Below are 13859 nucleotides of genomic sequence, written 5' to 3' on the forward strand. Positions count from 1 at the left end.
GGTCCGGCTTGGTCTGTCAGGAGTACTTCGGGAACACCCCCCACCCCGGATGGGTTCACCAGATACCGTGACCAATCCGTTATGCTACGTCCTGGCAGATGCTGCCCAGGGTCCGGGACGGTCAGTCCCGATCTGGAAGCGGGCTACGGCAACCTGGGGGATACCCTGCGGTGGGCCATCGGTGCAGGGGTCGTCGGGTCCAACATTGAGGACCGGATGCGCCCGCTGGCGGAGACCGTGAAGCAGATGGGCGATCCCCTCCTGGCCAAGAAGCGCGAGGAGATCGATTTCGTCCTCTCCTCCATGCCCGAACGGACGCGTTCCTCCGGACAGGACACGCGCCCGTCGGCCGTGCTGACGCCATCGAACGCTGTAAGGCTTTCCTGGACGCCGGAGCGTCCTGCGCCTTCGTTCCCGAAACGCTTGACGAGGCGACTGTGGCAGCGGATCTGAAGCAGATTGCTTCCGCCGATCCAGCCCGCCGAATACTGCGGCCGGCCCCGCCCCATCAGAGAATGCTGGGCAACCCCTCTGGAGTCACCGCTTTCCGCTTTCCCTGCCGTACCCGGATCCCGGAACCTGTGCCGGTTGAGAGCCCCGGCACATCCGCCGAGAAAGAGACCATGATGATCAAGAGCCACTCGGACGTCGTCCTGGAAGTCACTGCCCACCACCCGGACGCCGTCGAGAAGGATCTGAACGCCGCCGTGGAGATCGCCCGCGAACACGCGATGAAGGAATGCCGACACGGCATACTGCGATACGCGGCACTGGACTCCGGAGCCCTGACACGGCTCAGCATCCTGAACAACTCCGGCCCCCAACGCCCGTCGGCCCTGGCAGAGCGAATGGTCACAGGCGCCTCCAACATCTCCACAATCACCGCACGCCTCCAAGAAGCAGGACTGGTTGGAAGATCAGACGACCCAAGGGATATGCGCGTCTCGCTGATCAGGCTCGCATGGCCGGGAAACGGGCCGGCGCCGCGCTACGGCATTCGGGCAACACCCTGATCGATGTAATTTCAGCGACTGGAACGAGGAAGACCGCCACGACCTATTGCGGCTGCTCTCCCGCTTCGAATCCGACAGCAACAGGGTAGCGGCCACCTTGAAGGGCACCCAAGCCCCCTAGGCACACCTGTGGTCGAACGCGGCCAAATTAAGCGCCCCCGTTCCTTCGCCATCCTGACCAGCTCGCAGGCAGCGTCGGCCTCGGTTGTTCTGTTTCCTTGTCCACGGTTTACGCACTCGGCACAGCCTCTCGTCTCGCGGCCATATCGAGCTTCCACCCCGCCACGCTCACCGCCTAGCGTGTCGAGCGAGATATACCGTTATCTCCACCAGTCCCGCCGCAAGAAACGAAGCCAGGCTCAATTCGATCCAGAAGAAATTCGTTAGTAGTCGACTGAAAGCCCCGGCATCGAGACTGCCGCGGAAGAGGAATTCGGCCGCAGGATCGATCCAGAGCCGCAGGCGGCGGTGGCCGCAGAGGCAGTGGCCGCCGATGTCGTCCCGGGCGCTAACCACGAGTGGCGAAAGCCTGCACGGTCCCACTGAACTTGGGCGATCGTTAGGGGACGTGTGACTTGAAGTTCGGGGAATGTGAAAATGTAAAGTATCCAGCGTTAGGGTCGCTTCTGTCTGGGGCCATCGGGGCTACGAAATAGAGGATAGATCCGTACTCGCTGGATACCTGCGCCCCATCAAAGGCCGACGCTCATAAATCAGCGACCTGCAGCCGTTGCGGCGGGGGTGCGTCGCGGGGATTTGTGTCCGCCGGGTTGAAAGCGGCGTCCGCAGGACCTGTGAGACGATGTGGGCTTATACCTCGGCGGACTCTTCCCCGCCTTCCCCACTAGGAGTCCTGATGCCCGCGTCGCCTGCCATTGACCACCTCGCTCTTACCGTGACCGACCTCGAGGTCAGCGTCGCCTTCTACTCCCGCCTATGGGGTACATCGCCCACCGGGACGATGCTCGATGGGCCGTTTGTTCGAAGTAAATTCGATCTTGGTGGAGGGGCGTCACTGGGACTCACAGAGCATCGCGCAGCTTCCGGGGAGGGCCGCTTCAGTGAGCGCAATCCAGGTCTGGACCATGCGGGTTTTTCCGTGGCCAGCGCAGAGGAACTCCTCGAATGGGCCGCGCATCTGGATAACATCGGCGTGATCCACAGCGGACCCGTAGATGCCCCGTATGGCACGGCACTGAACTTCAAAGACCCGGACGGTATCGCGTTGGAGTTCTTCTTGCCCAATTAAGGACTGCTCACCGCAGACCGAAAAACCACTCGCCTTTGCACTTCCGGTCCGGGACGGGCACGGGGATACACCGGCGTATGTTGCGGGTTCATGAGACACAGAATGACCGGGTCTTTGGTCGGCGTAGACCGCATGAAGCGCTGCGATGACACGCACCAGATTCATGCGGCCGAGCCGATGGGTGGTCGTGTAGCTAATTCAGGGGCGGGGTGTCGGCGGGAATGACACCGGTCGAGTACAGATCGGTGGCGAGGTCGCGGATTGCGCGCAGGGCGACACGCTGGGTGAAGGGGCCGTAGGAGACACGGGCCACCCCAAGTAACTGCAGCTCGGCTGCCGGCAGGGCACCTGGTGCGCCGATCACTGATAGCTTTCCGCGCCCGAGTCCCTCGACCAGCGGCTCGATGACCTCGCGGGTCAGTGCTCCCGGGACGAACACCAGCGCGGCACCGGCGTCCAGGTATGCGCGGCCCCGGGTGATGGCGTCATCGATGCTGTCTTTGATAGGCCGGTCACCGCCCCTCGCGATCGCGTCGGTGCGGGCGTTCAGCTGAAAGGCTATGCCCTCGGCCTGGGCAGCTGCCATGACGGCGTGCACGCGGGCGACGGCTTCATCGAAGGGCCGAAGCCGGTCTTCCACGTTGGCGCCGACGACGCCGAGCGCGATTGCCCTGCGAATCGTCTCGGCCGGGTTCTCGTAACCATCATCAAGATCGGCCGTGACGGGAAGATCAACGGCGTCCACGATTGTTTTGACCCCTGCCAGCGCCATCTCCAGGGGCATCGTCCCGTCCGCGTAGCCGTACGCGGCGGCGATGGAGTGGCCGGCGGTCGCGATTGCCTTGGTCTCCGGCAGCGCCGCGACCGTGGCCGCGCTGATGGCATCCCAGACGTTGACAACCCGCAGGATCTCCGGGGCCTCATGCAGCGCTTTCAACTGCTGCGCGCGCTCTGACGTGTTCGATCCGGTCATTTTTCTTCTCCGTTTTCTGTCGAGGTACTTGGCAAGGAAGCTGAGGAGGATGTCGGTAACCTCCAGGACATTGGTCCAGGGAGTGCATGGCACTTTCTATCTCCACGTGCTCCACTAAACAGGAATTTTCGGTGTCAGGGCGTGTCTCTGCCGGTGGTGGCGGACGTACCGGAGACAGTTTTTGGCCGGGATCGCCGGTCCAGGGTCAGGGCGGTGGCGGCGAGGAGGGCCGCGGCGCCCTGGGCGAGGGCGGTGAGGGTCTTATCGAAAAACCAGACGGGTTCATACATGGCCGGGAACGGCCCGAACGCCGGAATATCGATGTAGCGGTAGAGCAGCAGGACGGCCAGCCCTCCGCCGGCGGTGAGTAGGGCAAGGAGCCAGGCGGGGCGGCTGCCGCGGATCAGGACGTAGAGTCCGGCTGCCGCGGCGGCGACGGCTTCGGCGAGGAAGAGGTTGCCCTCCCCGAAGCCTTCCGGGGCGGCGGACTGGTAGCCCGTTGCTAGGCGGGCGTGCACGATGGCGTCCACAAAGAGAGCGGCCGCTGCAAGGACCCGCAGGACGAGACCCGCAACGCTGCCAAGGCCGCGGCGGCCCGGCTCCGGGGCTCGGGCGCCGTGGGTTGGGGTGTGGTCCTGGCTCATTTGACGGTCAGGGTTCCTTGCATGTTGGAGTGGTAGGTGCAGTGGTAGGCGTAGGTGCCTGCCTTGGCGGGGGCGGTGAAAGTGGTGCTGGTCCCGGCTTTGACGACCGCGTCGAAGGAACCGTCCTCAGCGGTGACGGTGTGGGCTTGAGAGTCCATGTTCATCACCGTCACGCTCGCCCCGGCCGGGACGCTGTCCGGGCCGGTATAGGCAAAGGACTTGATATGGATCGTCACGTCAGCCGCCGTCCCGGTGGACGCGTTTGGGGCTCCCGTTGACGGTGTCATCGGCGAAGCTCCCATTCCGGGGTCCATGGAAGCGGACGAGGAAGGCATTGACGTCGGAGACCCAGGTGATGAGCTGGGCGCTCCTTGGGTGGTCCCGCAGGCGCTGGCACCGATGACGGTGGCCGCGCCGATCAGGGCAACGGTAAGACGTTGAGGGATTTTTGTCGCCTTCATGATTGTTCCCTTTCAGGGAGCTGACGGGCGCTCCTGGTGGAAGCAGGGGCAGTGGTTCCGGATTCAGGCGGGGTGGCTGGAGGTCAGGTGGGCGTAGACGACGGTGTTGTCCAGGTACTCCCGCGTGGTGGGGTCGTACCCGCCGCAGGTGATCAGCCGGACTTCGGGCCGGTCCGCGTTCTGGTAGACCTCCACGGTCGGGAAAGTTGATTTGTGGTAGACATCGACTTTGTCCACCGTGAAGACCGCGGCGGTGTGGTCCGCGCGGGTGACGGTGATGGTCTGGCCCGGGGTGAGCTCATGGAGCCGGTAGAACAGCCCCACATCGCTGCTGGTGGTGTTGACGTGGCCGAGGATGACCGCGGACCCCGTCTGGCCCGGGGTGGGCGAGTCCTGGTACCAGCCACCGGGTGAGCCCGGTTCCCCGGACGGGGTCTGAACTTCCCCGTTGGCCTGCTTGCCCACAGGGGTCAGGGCCGCGTTCACGCCGATGGAGGGGACCTCAACCCGATCCGGCGCGGACGCGGGCAGAGCCGTGTCCGGCGCGGACGGAACAGCCACGGAAGACGGGTTAGGCGGGGCCGGTGCGGTCAGCGGGTCCGGAATGGGTGCTGCCGCAGCAGTGGCAGCGCCAGGTGACGGCGACGGCAAGGACACGCTGGTCGTTGGCCCCGGTGCGGGTGGTTCGGCGTGGAGTCCCAGCCCGATGGTGGTGATGCCGCCGGCCAGGAGCAGCGCGGCCACCGCGGACGCGCTGAAGCGTCCACGGCGGCGGCTGTTTTCAGATCCCATCAGTTCCCTGCTTGTTCCCCGAGTCTTCCCAGACCCTAGGCTGCCATTTTGCGGCGGATTGCGTACGCGCCGCCGGCGGCCATGACGAGGCCGCCACCTGCGGCCAGCAGACCGAGATCAGGGCCGGCAGGGGCGGGCGTGGTGATGCCGGTGCCGGGGGCCCCTGCGGGCATGGCTTTCAGGGTTCCGCACAGGGCAGGTGACGTGGCGGCCAGGGGCAGGGAGGGCACGAGGTCGCTGGGGGCCTTCTGCGCTGCGTCGGACAAGGTGGCCGGGTCCAGGCCGTGGACGACGACGACGGCGGTGCCGGCCTTGAGGGCATCAGCGGTTTTGGCGTCCAGGGTGAAGGTCCTGTTATAGGTGTAGGAGGCACCCATCCCGGCAACCTTCAGGTCGGTACCGGCTGCGGGGCTCGTGTCTCCGCTGGTGGACAGGGTCGTGCCGATGCCACCGTAAGCGGGGGCGCCTTCGGTGGTGCTAATCACTCCGTCTTTGTTGGTGTCAGCGGACATGTCAGGGCAGGTACCCTTCGCACCGATATGGATGTGCTGGACGTGCGGGTAGGGGCTGCCGTTGAACATGGCAGCTAGCCCGGAGACTTTTTCGGTCACTGTGGCCTGGTCGCCACTGACGGTGATCATCACCGTGCCTGTGGCGTTGCTGCCGTTGATCGCGGCAAGGTTCGCCTGATAGTTCGTGTTGTCCGCGGCGAGGGCCGGGCTGGTGGAGAGTGCGAGGGCGCCCAAGGCCAGGGCCGGGGCGATCAGGAAAGCGGATTTCTTCATGACTTTTTCCTCCATCGGAAATGGACGCTCCCCTGATGGTCACGCCCATGGTGGTGACTCTAACGGTTCGTTGTGCTCCACGTCACGGATGGGAGGGATAAAGAAATACTTTTCCGCCTCGGAACAGGGCACCCACCAGCTCAAACACACCTCCGGAAACCCCTGGGGTTCTGTTTCTGCCAGTTGTGTAGGACATATTCGGACCAGCAGGCCAGTACCGTGGTGGCGACCTGGTAAGCGAATGCGGCGCGGGTGACCTGGTTTGGTCCCAGCGTTTCCGGCAGGGCCGCCGCGTCCACCGTCAGGACGAAGTTGTCCTTAACGAAGGCTGCGGACGTTGGCGTTTGGAAGGCCGGGAACCCCAGATTCGCCAGCCCCTCGATCGGGGCGGCCGCATCCGTGCTCCGCTGCAGATCCCGAACATACGCGTGTGCAGCATCCGGGTCCGCGGCTTCCTTCACAGACAGCACGAAGGACCCTTGAGTCAGGGCATAGGTGCAGGTATACAGATTGTCGACCCAGGAATCGGTCGTGCCGGGGGCGGATGACATCGCCAGGATCCGGACGATATTTGCCCGGGTTTCCTCCCCGCACACCATCAACGCCGCAGCCGACGGGGAACCCGCCGTGCCCGCACCCGAAACAGCAGAAGGAGACCCCGGCTGCGGCGAACCAGACCCTGCTCCCGCCGGGGAAGCCCCCGAAACAGCCGGACGGCTGCTCGTCGCCGCGCCTCCGCTTCCTGGTTCCGCGTTGCCGGCGGCGTGGAACCCGCGCCTCCGCTTCCTGGTTCCGCGTTGCCGGCGGCGTTGAACCCGCGACCCGGCGCCCGGGCGGAGTGGGCCGGGGCGTTGTCAGGCAGGCGCATCGGTGAAGGCGGTGCTGCGTCAGATCGCGAAGAGACCCCCACCGACTTACCCGCCGGGCTGGACTCCCGGCGGGACAGCGAACAGCCCGGAGCCGGTGTGTTCCAGGTATTCCACCGCCAAGGTGTCATTCCGGGCCATCGCGAGCTGCATGGGCACGTAGTGGGTGCGGGGATCCTTGACGAAGGCGATGAAGAAGAGGCCGGCGTCCAGGTGACCCGGCCCGTCGGAGTCGTCCGTGTAGTTGTACCCGCGGCGGAGCATCCGCACCCCGTTGTTGTGCGAGGGATGCGCCAGGCGCAGGTGCGAGCTGGGAGCGATGAGTGGTTCGCCGGCCCTGCCCTGGGCTTCAAAGTCGGGGGCGCTGAACTCGGCCCCGCCGGACAACCCTGTAAGGGACCGGGGATGCGCAGGGTAGGGACTCCCGGGGATTGACCTGGGGTGACCAAGCCGGGCATCCTTTTGGGCTGCGGCGTCGAACAAAGGGCATGAAATACTACAGCCCGGCGGCGCAGGAACGGGCCAAAGACGCCGCATACGATGCAGTCGAAAAAGTACTGACCAGCCTGTTCGAACCGCTCAGCAGACAGGCCCTGACAGCACGCTGGAACCAGGCCGCTGAAGCCATGGCCATGCATCTCGAAGCGCAGGACAACGGCACGGAATAAGTCGCACGACCCGATGCGCAAGGTCAACACGCCCGGAGCGTTCCGCGACCCCCGCAGGGACGCGGGCTCTCCTGCGTACCTGCTTCGCCGTCAAAGTGTCCGCGAGCCTGAACCCGGCGCCGGCGTTCGATGCTGCACTTGGGCCGGCCCGGGGAATGTAACCCGGTCCGCGGGCTTGTCACGGCGGCCCATGACTAGTATTTTTTCGATCGCGGCCGCCACCGCGGCTGCGAACTCGGTGCCCGGGATTTCCGCGGCGATCTCCCGTGCATCATTGATGCGGTCCATGTCCCTCAGAACAGCTAGCAGCCCCACTGAGAGTCCGCCCGCCGCCAGCCGGGAGAGCTGTTCCGATCCGGTCTTATCCGTGGACATCGGCACTCCACGGACCAGCGCGCCCTCAGGCCGGCGGAGGGCCAGCGCCCAGAAGCCGCCGTCCTCGGCCGGTCCCAGCCAGGCATCGTGTTGGGGAGTCGCGGCAGACCAGTCCATGAGTAGCGGGGCAAGATGCGCCGCTGAAATCTGGGGTGTGTCCATGCCAACTATCAGCAACGGGCCGGTGGTTTCGTCGCAGATTGCAGCGAGCCGTTCATCTAGCGGGCCGCCGGTCTGGGCCATAACCGCGAATCCTGCGGCATCCCGGGCGCTCGGTGTCCCGTCCATCACCAGCAGCCGTTCGCTTACAGGCAAGACCCTGATGGTATCGAGGGTCCTGCTGAGGCTGCGTTGTGCCAGGTCGGCGGCCTGATCAGGCGTCAACGGCGGAGACAACCGGGTCTTCACCCGGCCAGGCCGGCACTCCTTGGCGAAGACCGCCACCCGCAGCTGCAGCGTTGGCCTCATTGCTGTTCCTCGAAGCCGGGAAGAGTGCTGACGGGCCGGGCAGCAGCTGCGGCCGCTGCTGCCCCTAGCTGTGCCGACATTTCGAGCAAAACCTTGCTTGTGCCCAGAGCTGGCCCGGCCACCGTGGACTTGACCGTCCATGGGGCGCACACCACCGGAAGCTCGATGGCCCGGCACCTGTAGAGGCCGGTCATGTCGATGACTCCGGGGGGCCCGGGGTCCAGGTACGCCGAAGTGGTTCGGTCCCTGGCCGGTCCACGTATGGCGGGACTCGCGTCGGGACTTTCAAGGCTCCGCCGGCCACAGCTACTAGTCCGGCCCGGTGGGCGTTGCTCGTCGCTCAGGTGGTGTTTGGTCACCGGCGAGCATGATACCGATGAAGGCCATGCCGAGTCCGGTCAGCAGTGCTGCAGTCCCGACGCTGCCGGCTGTCTGCTCGAACCACTCTCCGTACGTGATGAGGCGGAGGAGACCTACGACGATCATTACTGCACCGACGCCGAACAGCAGGGCGCGCAGCCGGAGCAAGGTGCCGGTTAAAGCGATGAGGGCAAGAACGAGAAGGGTCACGGCCTGTGCCGGATTGACAGGCACCAGTTTGAGCGGGTCGTAGTCGATGAGTGCGAAGACGGCACTTGCCGCGGTAACGGCACTGAGCGCCACTGAACGTCGTCGGGTTTCCGGTTCCAGCCGGGCCCGGGAGATATCGCGGTGACCGGTCATGATGCCCTCAGCGCCCACTTGGCCAGGCGGTTTGACGAGGTGCGCCAGTGCGGACGGAGCAGGCCGTCGAGCCCTGCGGATCTGCCGGCGGCCGTGGCGAGCAGCACGGCGTGCACGGCGAGCATGAGGTAGTAGGACCAGTGCCATTCGTTGGGTGCGTTCAGGACGGACAGGGTAATCGCCAGGGTCTGGATGATGCCAATCGCTGCCCAGAAGCGGGTGAGAAGGCCGACGATGAGGAACGCGCCGAGGCTGAACTCGACCAGCAGTGTGGCGTAGCCGAACAATGTGAAGTTCGGTAAGACAACGTACTGGATCAGCCAGGAGAAAGGCGGGAAGACCGGGTGCTCGAGGGCGTAGCTGGTGAATTGGAAGAGACCAGTGTGGTCGTTGCGGCCGAAGTCGGGGGGGATCTTCCAACTGACGTTTTGGATCCACAACAGGGCTACGGCGATTCGCAGTCCGGCGATGACGGCTCGGGCGGAACGCCCGGAGTCGATTCCTTCGGCGGCGGTCTGGCCGGCCGGCGTTGTGGTCGCGGGTAGATCAGACACGGTCGGAGACCTTGCTGTTTTCCCTCATGTGGGTGCCGCTGAAGGGGACGGGGCCGCCGGGCGATTCCCCGCAACTGACGTACAGATAAACGACAAGCACCTCGTCGTTGGGCTTCATGGATTCATGTTAGACCTCAGGAGTGTCCCGGGCGAGCCGAAAAGCATTTCGGTCGGCGTGCGTTGGGTGGGTCGCGGGGTGCACGAGCGCGCGCGGATTGAGTTCGGTCAGCTGAGCAGGTTCGGACACTGGCGGCCGTCCTACGCGCAGGGGAAAAGTTTGGCTGCGGCGCCTGCTGCAACCCAGTGTTCGGCGAAGAGCCGGTAGACCTCGCTGAGCGCCGGTCCCAGGGGTTCGATCTGTGTGCTGACCAGGGCGTGGTCATCTGTCGCTGCGACCGGATGCCAGTACACCCCGTCCGCGGTGACGGTGACTTCGGGGACCAGTGTTTCGCGGCTGAACTGCACTCCGGTGTCGGCGGCACCCTGCTGCGCGACCGGTCGAATGACCTGGTCGGTCAGCGGGATGCCGAGCCCGTCGAGAAAATCGTGCAGGGCGGCGAGATCGGTCGCGTGGGGCGAAGCGATCGTGGCAGCCACCCGGACTCGGAAACCTTCGCTAAGCGCGACGCCGACGCCGGCCACCGCGCGGGCCCAGCTGCCGGCGCCGCGGTGACCGTCGTGGATCTCCGGGGTGGGGGAGTCCAGGCTGATCTGCAGGGCGAAGTGCTCCCTCGGCATCGCCTGCAAGGAACGAAGCCCGGGCCCGCGGAACAGCATGCCGTTTGTCAGCAAGGTGGTTGGAAGCAGCCGGACGCAGTCTGTGACTATCCGGGCAATGTCAGGCAGCAGAAACGGTTCGCCGCCGGTGAGATAGACCTCCTGGACGCCCCAGTCTGCGCCCTCCCGGACCAGGCGGGCGATCCGTTCGACGCCGAGCTCCCGGCGCTCGGCCTTGGGTGAAGATGCGACACAGCAGTAGTCACAGGCCAGGTTGCAGTGGAAATTCGTATACAGCCAGAGCCGGGCCCCGGGAAGTCGGTCCGGTCCCAGCGTCAATGCCGGGTCGGGCAGCCGACCGCGACGCACGATGACGGTGCCGGGCCCGACGTCAGTCCACGACGTCGTGATGAGGGTGTTGCCCGTTCGTTCACACCAGCGTTGGACCACGTCAAACTCGCTTGCGGAGCCAACAGCCACCGCGCCGGTGGCGCCCTCGGCCAGGGACCCCACTACACGCACCAGGTCCAAGATCACCACCACTTGGTCACCCCCTGTTCCTCGACGGCGGCGAACAGCCCGGCGTAGCCGTCCAGTTCGGGCCGGACCCAGCGCCTCAACCCCTCAAGCTCGAGGATCCGTCGGTGTTCGGGCCGCTCCCAGTCCATAGCCAGCAACGTGCTGACCCATGGCTCGTGGCGTTCTGCGGGCAGGGTGTCTAAGGCGGTGAACATGCAATGGCAATACGGTTCGGTCTGCCAGACCGCCTCCAGTGCCTCCGGCATCAGTTCAGCGCCGCCGATGCCTTCCCAGGTGGTGATTCCGATGGCCGCGACGTCGGCTTCGCCGGCGAGCACGGCGTCGATGGCGTCCAGCTCGCTGCGCCCGGTGTCACCGTGCTTGCCGATGTCACTATTGAACCGCGTCACCTCCAGCAAGGTGAGGTCCAGGCCTGCCCGGGCCAGATAGTACAGCGGCAGAATGGCGGCCTGGGCCGAGTCCGCGGACCCCAAGGCCAGCCGCTGACCGGCGAGGGCGTCCGGGCCGGAGAGTCCGCTACCGGCGCGGGCGACGAACACGGTCGCGAACCGTGTGTCGGTGTCGCGCATCGCCAGGGCGCGGGCCCGCCCCCCGGTCTGCATGACCGTACGCACATAGGCCAGATTGGTGTTCCAGATGATGTCGACCTGTCCGGCGCGCAGCGCCTGGACCTGGCGTCCATAGTTGGAGAACAAGACAAAGTCCATCGGTGCCGGCGAGTCCTTGAAGTATTCGCGGATGCCTTCCCAGATGGGCACTACGTTCGGGGTGTAGGCCACAGCGCCCACCAGTAACTGCTCGGACATGGTTCAGCCTCCTGAGAACAGCGGCAGGCCAGTGAGGGCCCTACCATAGAAGTCGTAGAGCGCATCCGCCGTCGGCGCCATGACCGAGCCCGCCCGCGCATCACGGAAGGCCCGCTCGATGGGCAGGTGCTTGGAGAACGCCGCACCCCCGCAGACCCGCATTGCCGCGTCGGTGATTTCGAGTGCAGCATCATTGGCCGAGGCTTTGACCCCGAGGACATGCAGCAGCGTGTCTTCCCCGGGAGACGCGACGGTGCCGGCTGCTTGGGCCAAATAAGCACGCTGCACTGCCAGGCTGATGGCCATTCGGGCGATCTGGGCCCGGATCGTTGGCAACCCAGCCAGTGAATGGCCCAGATGTTCGAGTCGGGAAACTCCAACGTGTTCGACAGCGGCCCGGGTAGCGGCAGATGCCAGACCCAGCGAGACCGCCGCGTTGCCGAGGTTGAACCACGGCAGCACCGTCTCCATCATGCGCGCGAAGCCCGTCGCCGGCCCGCCCAGTCGGTACCCGACCGGAATGCCAGCGTTGATAGTCATCGGTGCGGAGTCGTTGCCGCGCAGCCCGAGCCCCCGCCAGGGACCGGCGACGTCCACACCCTGCGTGCCGGCGGGAAGGGCGTACAGATCCACCTCACCCGGCACGCCCGAGGGCGTGCCGGTCGAGACCACATAGACATCGGCGTGAGCGGCCGAAGTCACCCAACTCTTGTCAGCGCGCAACACGACAGTCGACCCGCTGGCGGTAGCGATCGACACGGGGGCCCAAAAATGCGACCGGGATCCCCGCTCACTGAAGGCGAGGGTGCCCAGCGTCGTCCCGCGCGCCATCCCTGCAAGCAGGTCCGGCAGATCAGGGGGCGGCGCGGCCGCAATCGTAACTGCGGCGGCGGCATGCATCAGATAGATCATGGCTGTTGAACCGCACGCCTCTGCCAGAGCACTGACCGTCTCGGTGAATACCTCCGGCCCGGCACCGGCACCGCCAACCTCGACCGGCAGCACCAGTCCCAGGAGTCCGCCGGCCCGCAACTCTGCGACCGCTTCAAGAGGATATACCCCGTCGGTGTCCACCCTCTCGGCGTGCTCCCTCGCGACCTTGACCACATCGTCCAGTGCCTGGCTTGTTGACAATCCACTCACCCTGTCCGCCCACGAAGCGCCCTCGCATACCCATCCCGTGCTGACGAGGGTCAAGGTCAGCACGTGACGATTATGCGCTCCGACCGGCCTCTACGCCAGAGCCCGTCGAGACTCACGAATAGTGCTCGCGAAATGGCGTGCCCCCATCATCCGGGAGAGCTCGCTAAACGTGGTCTGGCTTCGGGTGCGGCTGGGATGGGTCAGGGGTTCTCGTTCTCAGCGCGCAGGGCGTCACCAAGCAGTCCGCGCAGAGCATGCGCAGGCGGGGAAGCCGGACCAGGGTCGGATCGTGGATGATCCCGGCGGCGTCACGGGCATTTCTCGACATCCGACAGCTTGGTCAGCCGCCGCCGAACGGCCTGCGCGCCGGGTTCGGGGGAGATCAGCCATCTTCAGGGTACAGGGGCAGATGTTGGCCGGGGCGGTCCACAGGACTCGGCGCAAGTTCGGAGCAGGGGTCTGGGAGCCGGACCGAAATGGGTGACGTCCGGAGCGACTTCGTCTTTGGTTCCGGAGCTGCCGGGGTGTTCGGGGGCGCATGCCGCCTAGGCGGCATGCAGGGGGTCTAGTTCGCCCAGAGGGCGTGGCTTGAGCGATGAACAATTGGACGCTGCCGCGTATGCCGCAATGATGATCGGGGGGTCACACAAAAGGTCCACGCAGGGGCCATGATTAATTTCGCGTAGGGACTCGCTGCGCGAGCCAGTTTGCCGGGTTGCTCGAATTCGGGCTCCGCTCACCGGGTTGTCATTCTTGGAGGAGGATCTGGATGATGGCCTCTTGGCGCCAAGATCGGAGATCACCTGTCCCGGCTAATTGAACTGCCTCGGGTTTTTGGTTTCTCCATGGGGAGGCATATTAAGCGGCTGATCCGGGAGCATGCTACGGCTGTGTCCTCATGGGGGCCAGCATCAACAACAAGGGCAGGAACGCGCATTCGGACAGTTCTGTTGGGATGCGCTCGCTTGTTATAGGGCTGTTCAACGATGGGCTAACGAATTGCTGGGCCGTCTTGGGGATCGCTAAGTGTAATAACCACGGACGTTGGTGACAGGCGGCGTGGATAGGTGACAAAAAGAAGA

General features: G+C 65.3%; 20 protein-coding genes and 1 pseudogene. 6 read left to right on the top strand and 15 right to left on the bottom strand.

The genetic code is table 11. The features are described from left to right. Positions 1-81: 81 nt before the first annotated feature. The 3 genes from QK287_RS17770 to QK287_RS17780 all read left to right on the top strand — a co-directional run bounded on the left by QK287_RS17770 (position 82) and on the right by QK287_RS17780 (position 2262). Complete coding sequence (locus QK287_RS17770; RefSeq protein WP_282361028.1) at positions 82-453, top strand: hypothetical protein; 372 nt, start codon at positions 82-84, stop codon at positions 451-453. A 170-nt stretch (positions 454-623) separates the two neighbouring features. Beyond that, positions 624-1013: a MarR family transcriptional regulator gene (locus QK287_RS17775; RefSeq protein ID WP_282361029.1), complete on the top strand. Its 390-nt coding sequence runs from the start codon at positions 624-626 to the stop codon at positions 1011-1013. An 856-nt stretch (positions 1014-1869) separates the two neighbouring features. Next, positions 1870-2262 (top strand): VOC family protein, encoded by a 393-nt coding sequence (locus QK287_RS17780; RefSeq protein ID WP_282361030.1) that lies wholly within the window; start codon positions 1870-1872, stop codon positions 2260-2262. Between the two features lie 193 nt (positions 2263-2455). Here QK287_RS17780 and QK287_RS17785 read toward each other — a convergent pair whose 3' ends face one another. From QK287_RS17785 to QK287_RS17795, 3 genes are all read right to left on the bottom strand, one after another. Next, a complete protein-coding gene (locus tag QK287_RS17785; protein ID WP_282361031.1) occupies positions 2456-3235 on the bottom strand; it encodes an isocitrate lyase/phosphoenolpyruvate mutase family protein in 780 nt (259 codons plus the stop codon). 134 nt (positions 3236-3369) lie between these two features. Then, positions 3370-3879, bottom strand: a complete 510-nt coding sequence (locus QK287_RS17790; RefSeq protein WP_282361033.1) for a hypothetical protein — start codon at positions 3877-3879, stop codon at positions 3370-3372. Beyond that, positions 3876-4115 carry a cupredoxin domain-containing protein gene (locus QK287_RS17795; RefSeq protein WP_282361034.1) on the bottom strand — a complete coding sequence of 80 codons (240 nt, stop codon included), beginning with the start codon at positions 4113-4115 and terminating at the stop codon, positions 3876-3878. Before QK287_RS17795 ends, QK287_RS17790 begins: the two co-directional genes overlap by 4 nt. Here QK287_RS17795 and QK287_RS17800 point away from each other — a divergent pair. Next, positions 4099-4320, top strand: a complete 222-nt coding sequence (locus QK287_RS17800) for a hypothetical protein (RefSeq protein WP_226774128.1) — start codon at positions 4099-4101, stop codon at positions 4318-4320. The genes QK287_RS17795 and QK287_RS17800 overlap by 17 nt on opposite strands. 83 nt (positions 4321-4403) lie before the next feature. Here the strand turns inward: QK287_RS17800 and QK287_RS17805 are convergent, their stop codons facing one another. From QK287_RS17805 to QK287_RS17815, 3 genes are all read right to left on the bottom strand, one after another. Then, entirely contained in the window at positions 4404-5132 is a 729-nt protein-coding gene (locus QK287_RS17805; protein ID WP_226774115.1) for a class F sortase, read from the bottom strand. Between the two features lie 35 nt (positions 5133-5167). Continuing rightward, positions 5168-5917, bottom strand: coding sequence for a hypothetical protein (locus QK287_RS17810; protein WP_226774116.1), 750 nt, complete (start codon positions 5915-5917; stop codon positions 5168-5170). A 140-nt stretch (positions 5918-6057) separates the two neighbouring features. Beyond that, entirely contained in the window at positions 6058-6387 is a 330-nt protein-coding gene (locus tag QK287_RS17815; protein ID WP_226774117.1) for a hypothetical protein, read from the bottom strand. Between the two features lie 40 nt (positions 6388-6427). Here QK287_RS17815 and QK287_RS17820 point away from each other — a divergent pair, with 40 nt between their 5' ends. Then, complete coding sequence (locus tag QK287_RS17820; protein WP_226774118.1) at positions 6428-6730, top strand: hypothetical protein; 303 nt, start codon at positions 6428-6430, stop codon at positions 6728-6730. Positions 6731-6831: 101 nt separating this feature from the next. Here the strand turns inward: QK287_RS17820 and QK287_RS17825 are convergent. Further along, positions 6832-7170 (bottom strand): annotated as a pseudogene (locus QK287_RS17825) (deferrochelatase/peroxidase EfeB); the annotation flags it as partial. Between the two features lie 101 nt (positions 7171-7271). On the opposite strand from QK287_RS17825, the gene QK287_RS17830 reads away from it, so the two are divergent. Beyond that, entirely contained in the window at positions 7272-7451 is a 180-nt protein-coding gene (locus QK287_RS17830; protein WP_226774119.1) for a hypothetical protein, read from the top strand. Between the two features lie 90 nt (positions 7452-7541). Here QK287_RS17830 and QK287_RS17835 read toward each other — a convergent pair whose 3' ends face one another. The 8 genes from QK287_RS17835 to QK287_RS17870 all read right to left on the bottom strand — a co-directional run bounded on the left by QK287_RS17835 (position 7542) and on the right by QK287_RS17870 (position 12768). Beyond that, positions 7542-8294 carry a DUF2064 domain-containing protein gene (locus tag QK287_RS17835; protein WP_282361036.1) on the bottom strand — a complete coding sequence of 251 codons (753 nt, stop codon included), beginning with the start codon at positions 8292-8294 and terminating at the stop codon, positions 7542-7544. Further along, positions 8291-8488, bottom strand: a complete 198-nt coding sequence (locus tag QK287_RS17840) for a hypothetical protein (RefSeq protein ID WP_282361037.1) — start codon at positions 8486-8488, stop codon at positions 8291-8293. The genes QK287_RS17835 and QK287_RS17840 overlap by 4 nt, the downstream gene beginning before the upstream one ends. Before the next feature lie 115 nt (positions 8489-8603). Further along, entirely contained in the window at positions 8604-9017 is a 414-nt protein-coding gene (locus QK287_RS17845) for a hypothetical protein (RefSeq protein WP_226774121.1), read from the bottom strand. Further along, positions 9014-9571 (bottom strand): TQO small subunit DoxD, encoded by a 558-nt coding sequence (locus QK287_RS17850; RefSeq protein ID WP_226774122.1) that lies wholly within the window; start codon positions 9569-9571, stop codon positions 9014-9016. Before QK287_RS17850 ends, QK287_RS17845 begins: the two co-directional genes overlap by 4 nt. Then, positions 9564-9689, bottom strand: coding sequence for a hypothetical protein (locus QK287_RS17855; RefSeq protein WP_256446664.1), 126 nt, complete (start codon positions 9687-9689; stop codon positions 9564-9566). Before QK287_RS17855 ends, QK287_RS17850 begins: the two co-directional genes overlap by 8 nt. Positions 9690-9829: 140 nt before the next feature. After that, on the bottom strand, positions 9830-10831 hold the full coding sequence (locus QK287_RS17860; RefSeq protein ID WP_226774123.1) for a radical SAM protein: 1002 nt from the start codon (positions 10829-10831) through the stop codon (positions 9830-9832). Continuing rightward, positions 10822-11634, bottom strand: a complete 813-nt coding sequence (locus QK287_RS17865) for a PhnD/SsuA/transferrin family substrate-binding protein (RefSeq protein WP_226774124.1) — start codon at positions 11632-11634, stop codon at positions 10822-10824. The genes QK287_RS17860 and QK287_RS17865 overlap by 10 nt, the downstream gene beginning before the upstream one ends. Positions 11635-11637: 3 nt before the next feature. Then, entirely contained in the window at positions 11638-12768 is a 1131-nt protein-coding gene (locus QK287_RS17870) for an acyl-CoA dehydrogenase family protein (RefSeq protein WP_226774125.1), read from the bottom strand. Positions 12769-13859 lie beyond the last annotated feature (1091 nt).

This window comes from Arthrobacter sp. AL05, assembly GCF_029960715.1.
Taxonomy (GTDB): domain Bacteria; phylum Actinomycetota; class Actinomycetes; order Actinomycetales; family Micrococcaceae; genus Arthrobacter.

What these genes read in the sequence shown, in the direction of transcription:
- QK287_RS17770 (WP_282361028.1), top strand. Translation starts at nt 82, where the DNA reads ATGCTACGTCCTGGCAGATGCTGCCCAGGGTCCGGGACGGTCAGTCCC.
- QK287_RS17775 (WP_282361029.1), top strand. Translation starts at nt 624, where the DNA reads ATGATGATCAAGAGCCACTCGGACGTCGTCCTGGAAGTCACTGCCCAC.
- QK287_RS17780 (WP_282361030.1), top strand. Translation starts at nt 1,870, where the DNA reads ATGCCCGCGTCGCCTGCCATTGACCACCTCGCTCTTACCGTGACCGAC.
- QK287_RS17785 (WP_282361031.1), bottom strand. Translation starts at nt 3,235, where the DNA reads ATGACCGGATCGAACACGTCAGAGCGCGCGCAGCAGTTGAAAGCGCTG.
- QK287_RS17790 (WP_282361033.1), bottom strand. Translation starts at nt 3,879, where the DNA reads ATGAGCCAGGACCACACCCCAACCCACGGCGCCCGAGCCCCGGAGCCG.
- QK287_RS17805 (WP_226774115.1), bottom strand. Translation starts at nt 5,132, where the DNA reads ATGGGATCTGAAAACAGCCGCCGCCGTGGACGCTTCAGCGCGTCCGCG.
- QK287_RS17810 (WP_226774116.1), bottom strand. Translation starts at nt 5,917, where the DNA reads ATGAAGAAATCCGCTTTCCTGATCGCCCCGGCCCTGGCCTTGGGCGCC.
- QK287_RS17830 (WP_226774119.1), top strand. Translation starts at nt 7,272, where the DNA reads ATGAAATACTACAGCCCGGCGGCGCAGGAACGGGCCAAAGACGCCGCA.
- QK287_RS17835 (WP_282361036.1), bottom strand. Translation starts at nt 8,294, where the DNA reads ATGAGGCCAACGCTGCAGCTGCGGGTGGCGGTCTTCGCCAAGGAGTGC.
- QK287_RS17840 (WP_282361037.1), bottom strand. Translation starts at nt 8,488, where the DNA reads ATGACCGGCCTCTACAGGTGCCGGGCCATCGAGCTTCCGGTGGTGTGC.
- QK287_RS17845 (WP_226774121.1), bottom strand. Translation starts at nt 9,017, where the DNA reads ATGACCGGTCACCGCGATATCTCCCGGGCCCGGCTGGAACCGGAAACC.
- QK287_RS17855 (WP_256446664.1), bottom strand. Translation starts at nt 9,689, where the DNA reads ATGAAGCCCAACGACGAGGTGCTTGTCGTTTATCTGTACGTCAGTTGC.
- QK287_RS17865 (WP_226774124.1), bottom strand. Translation starts at nt 11,634, where the DNA reads ATGTCCGAGCAGTTACTGGTGGGCGCTGTGGCCTACACCCCGAACGTA.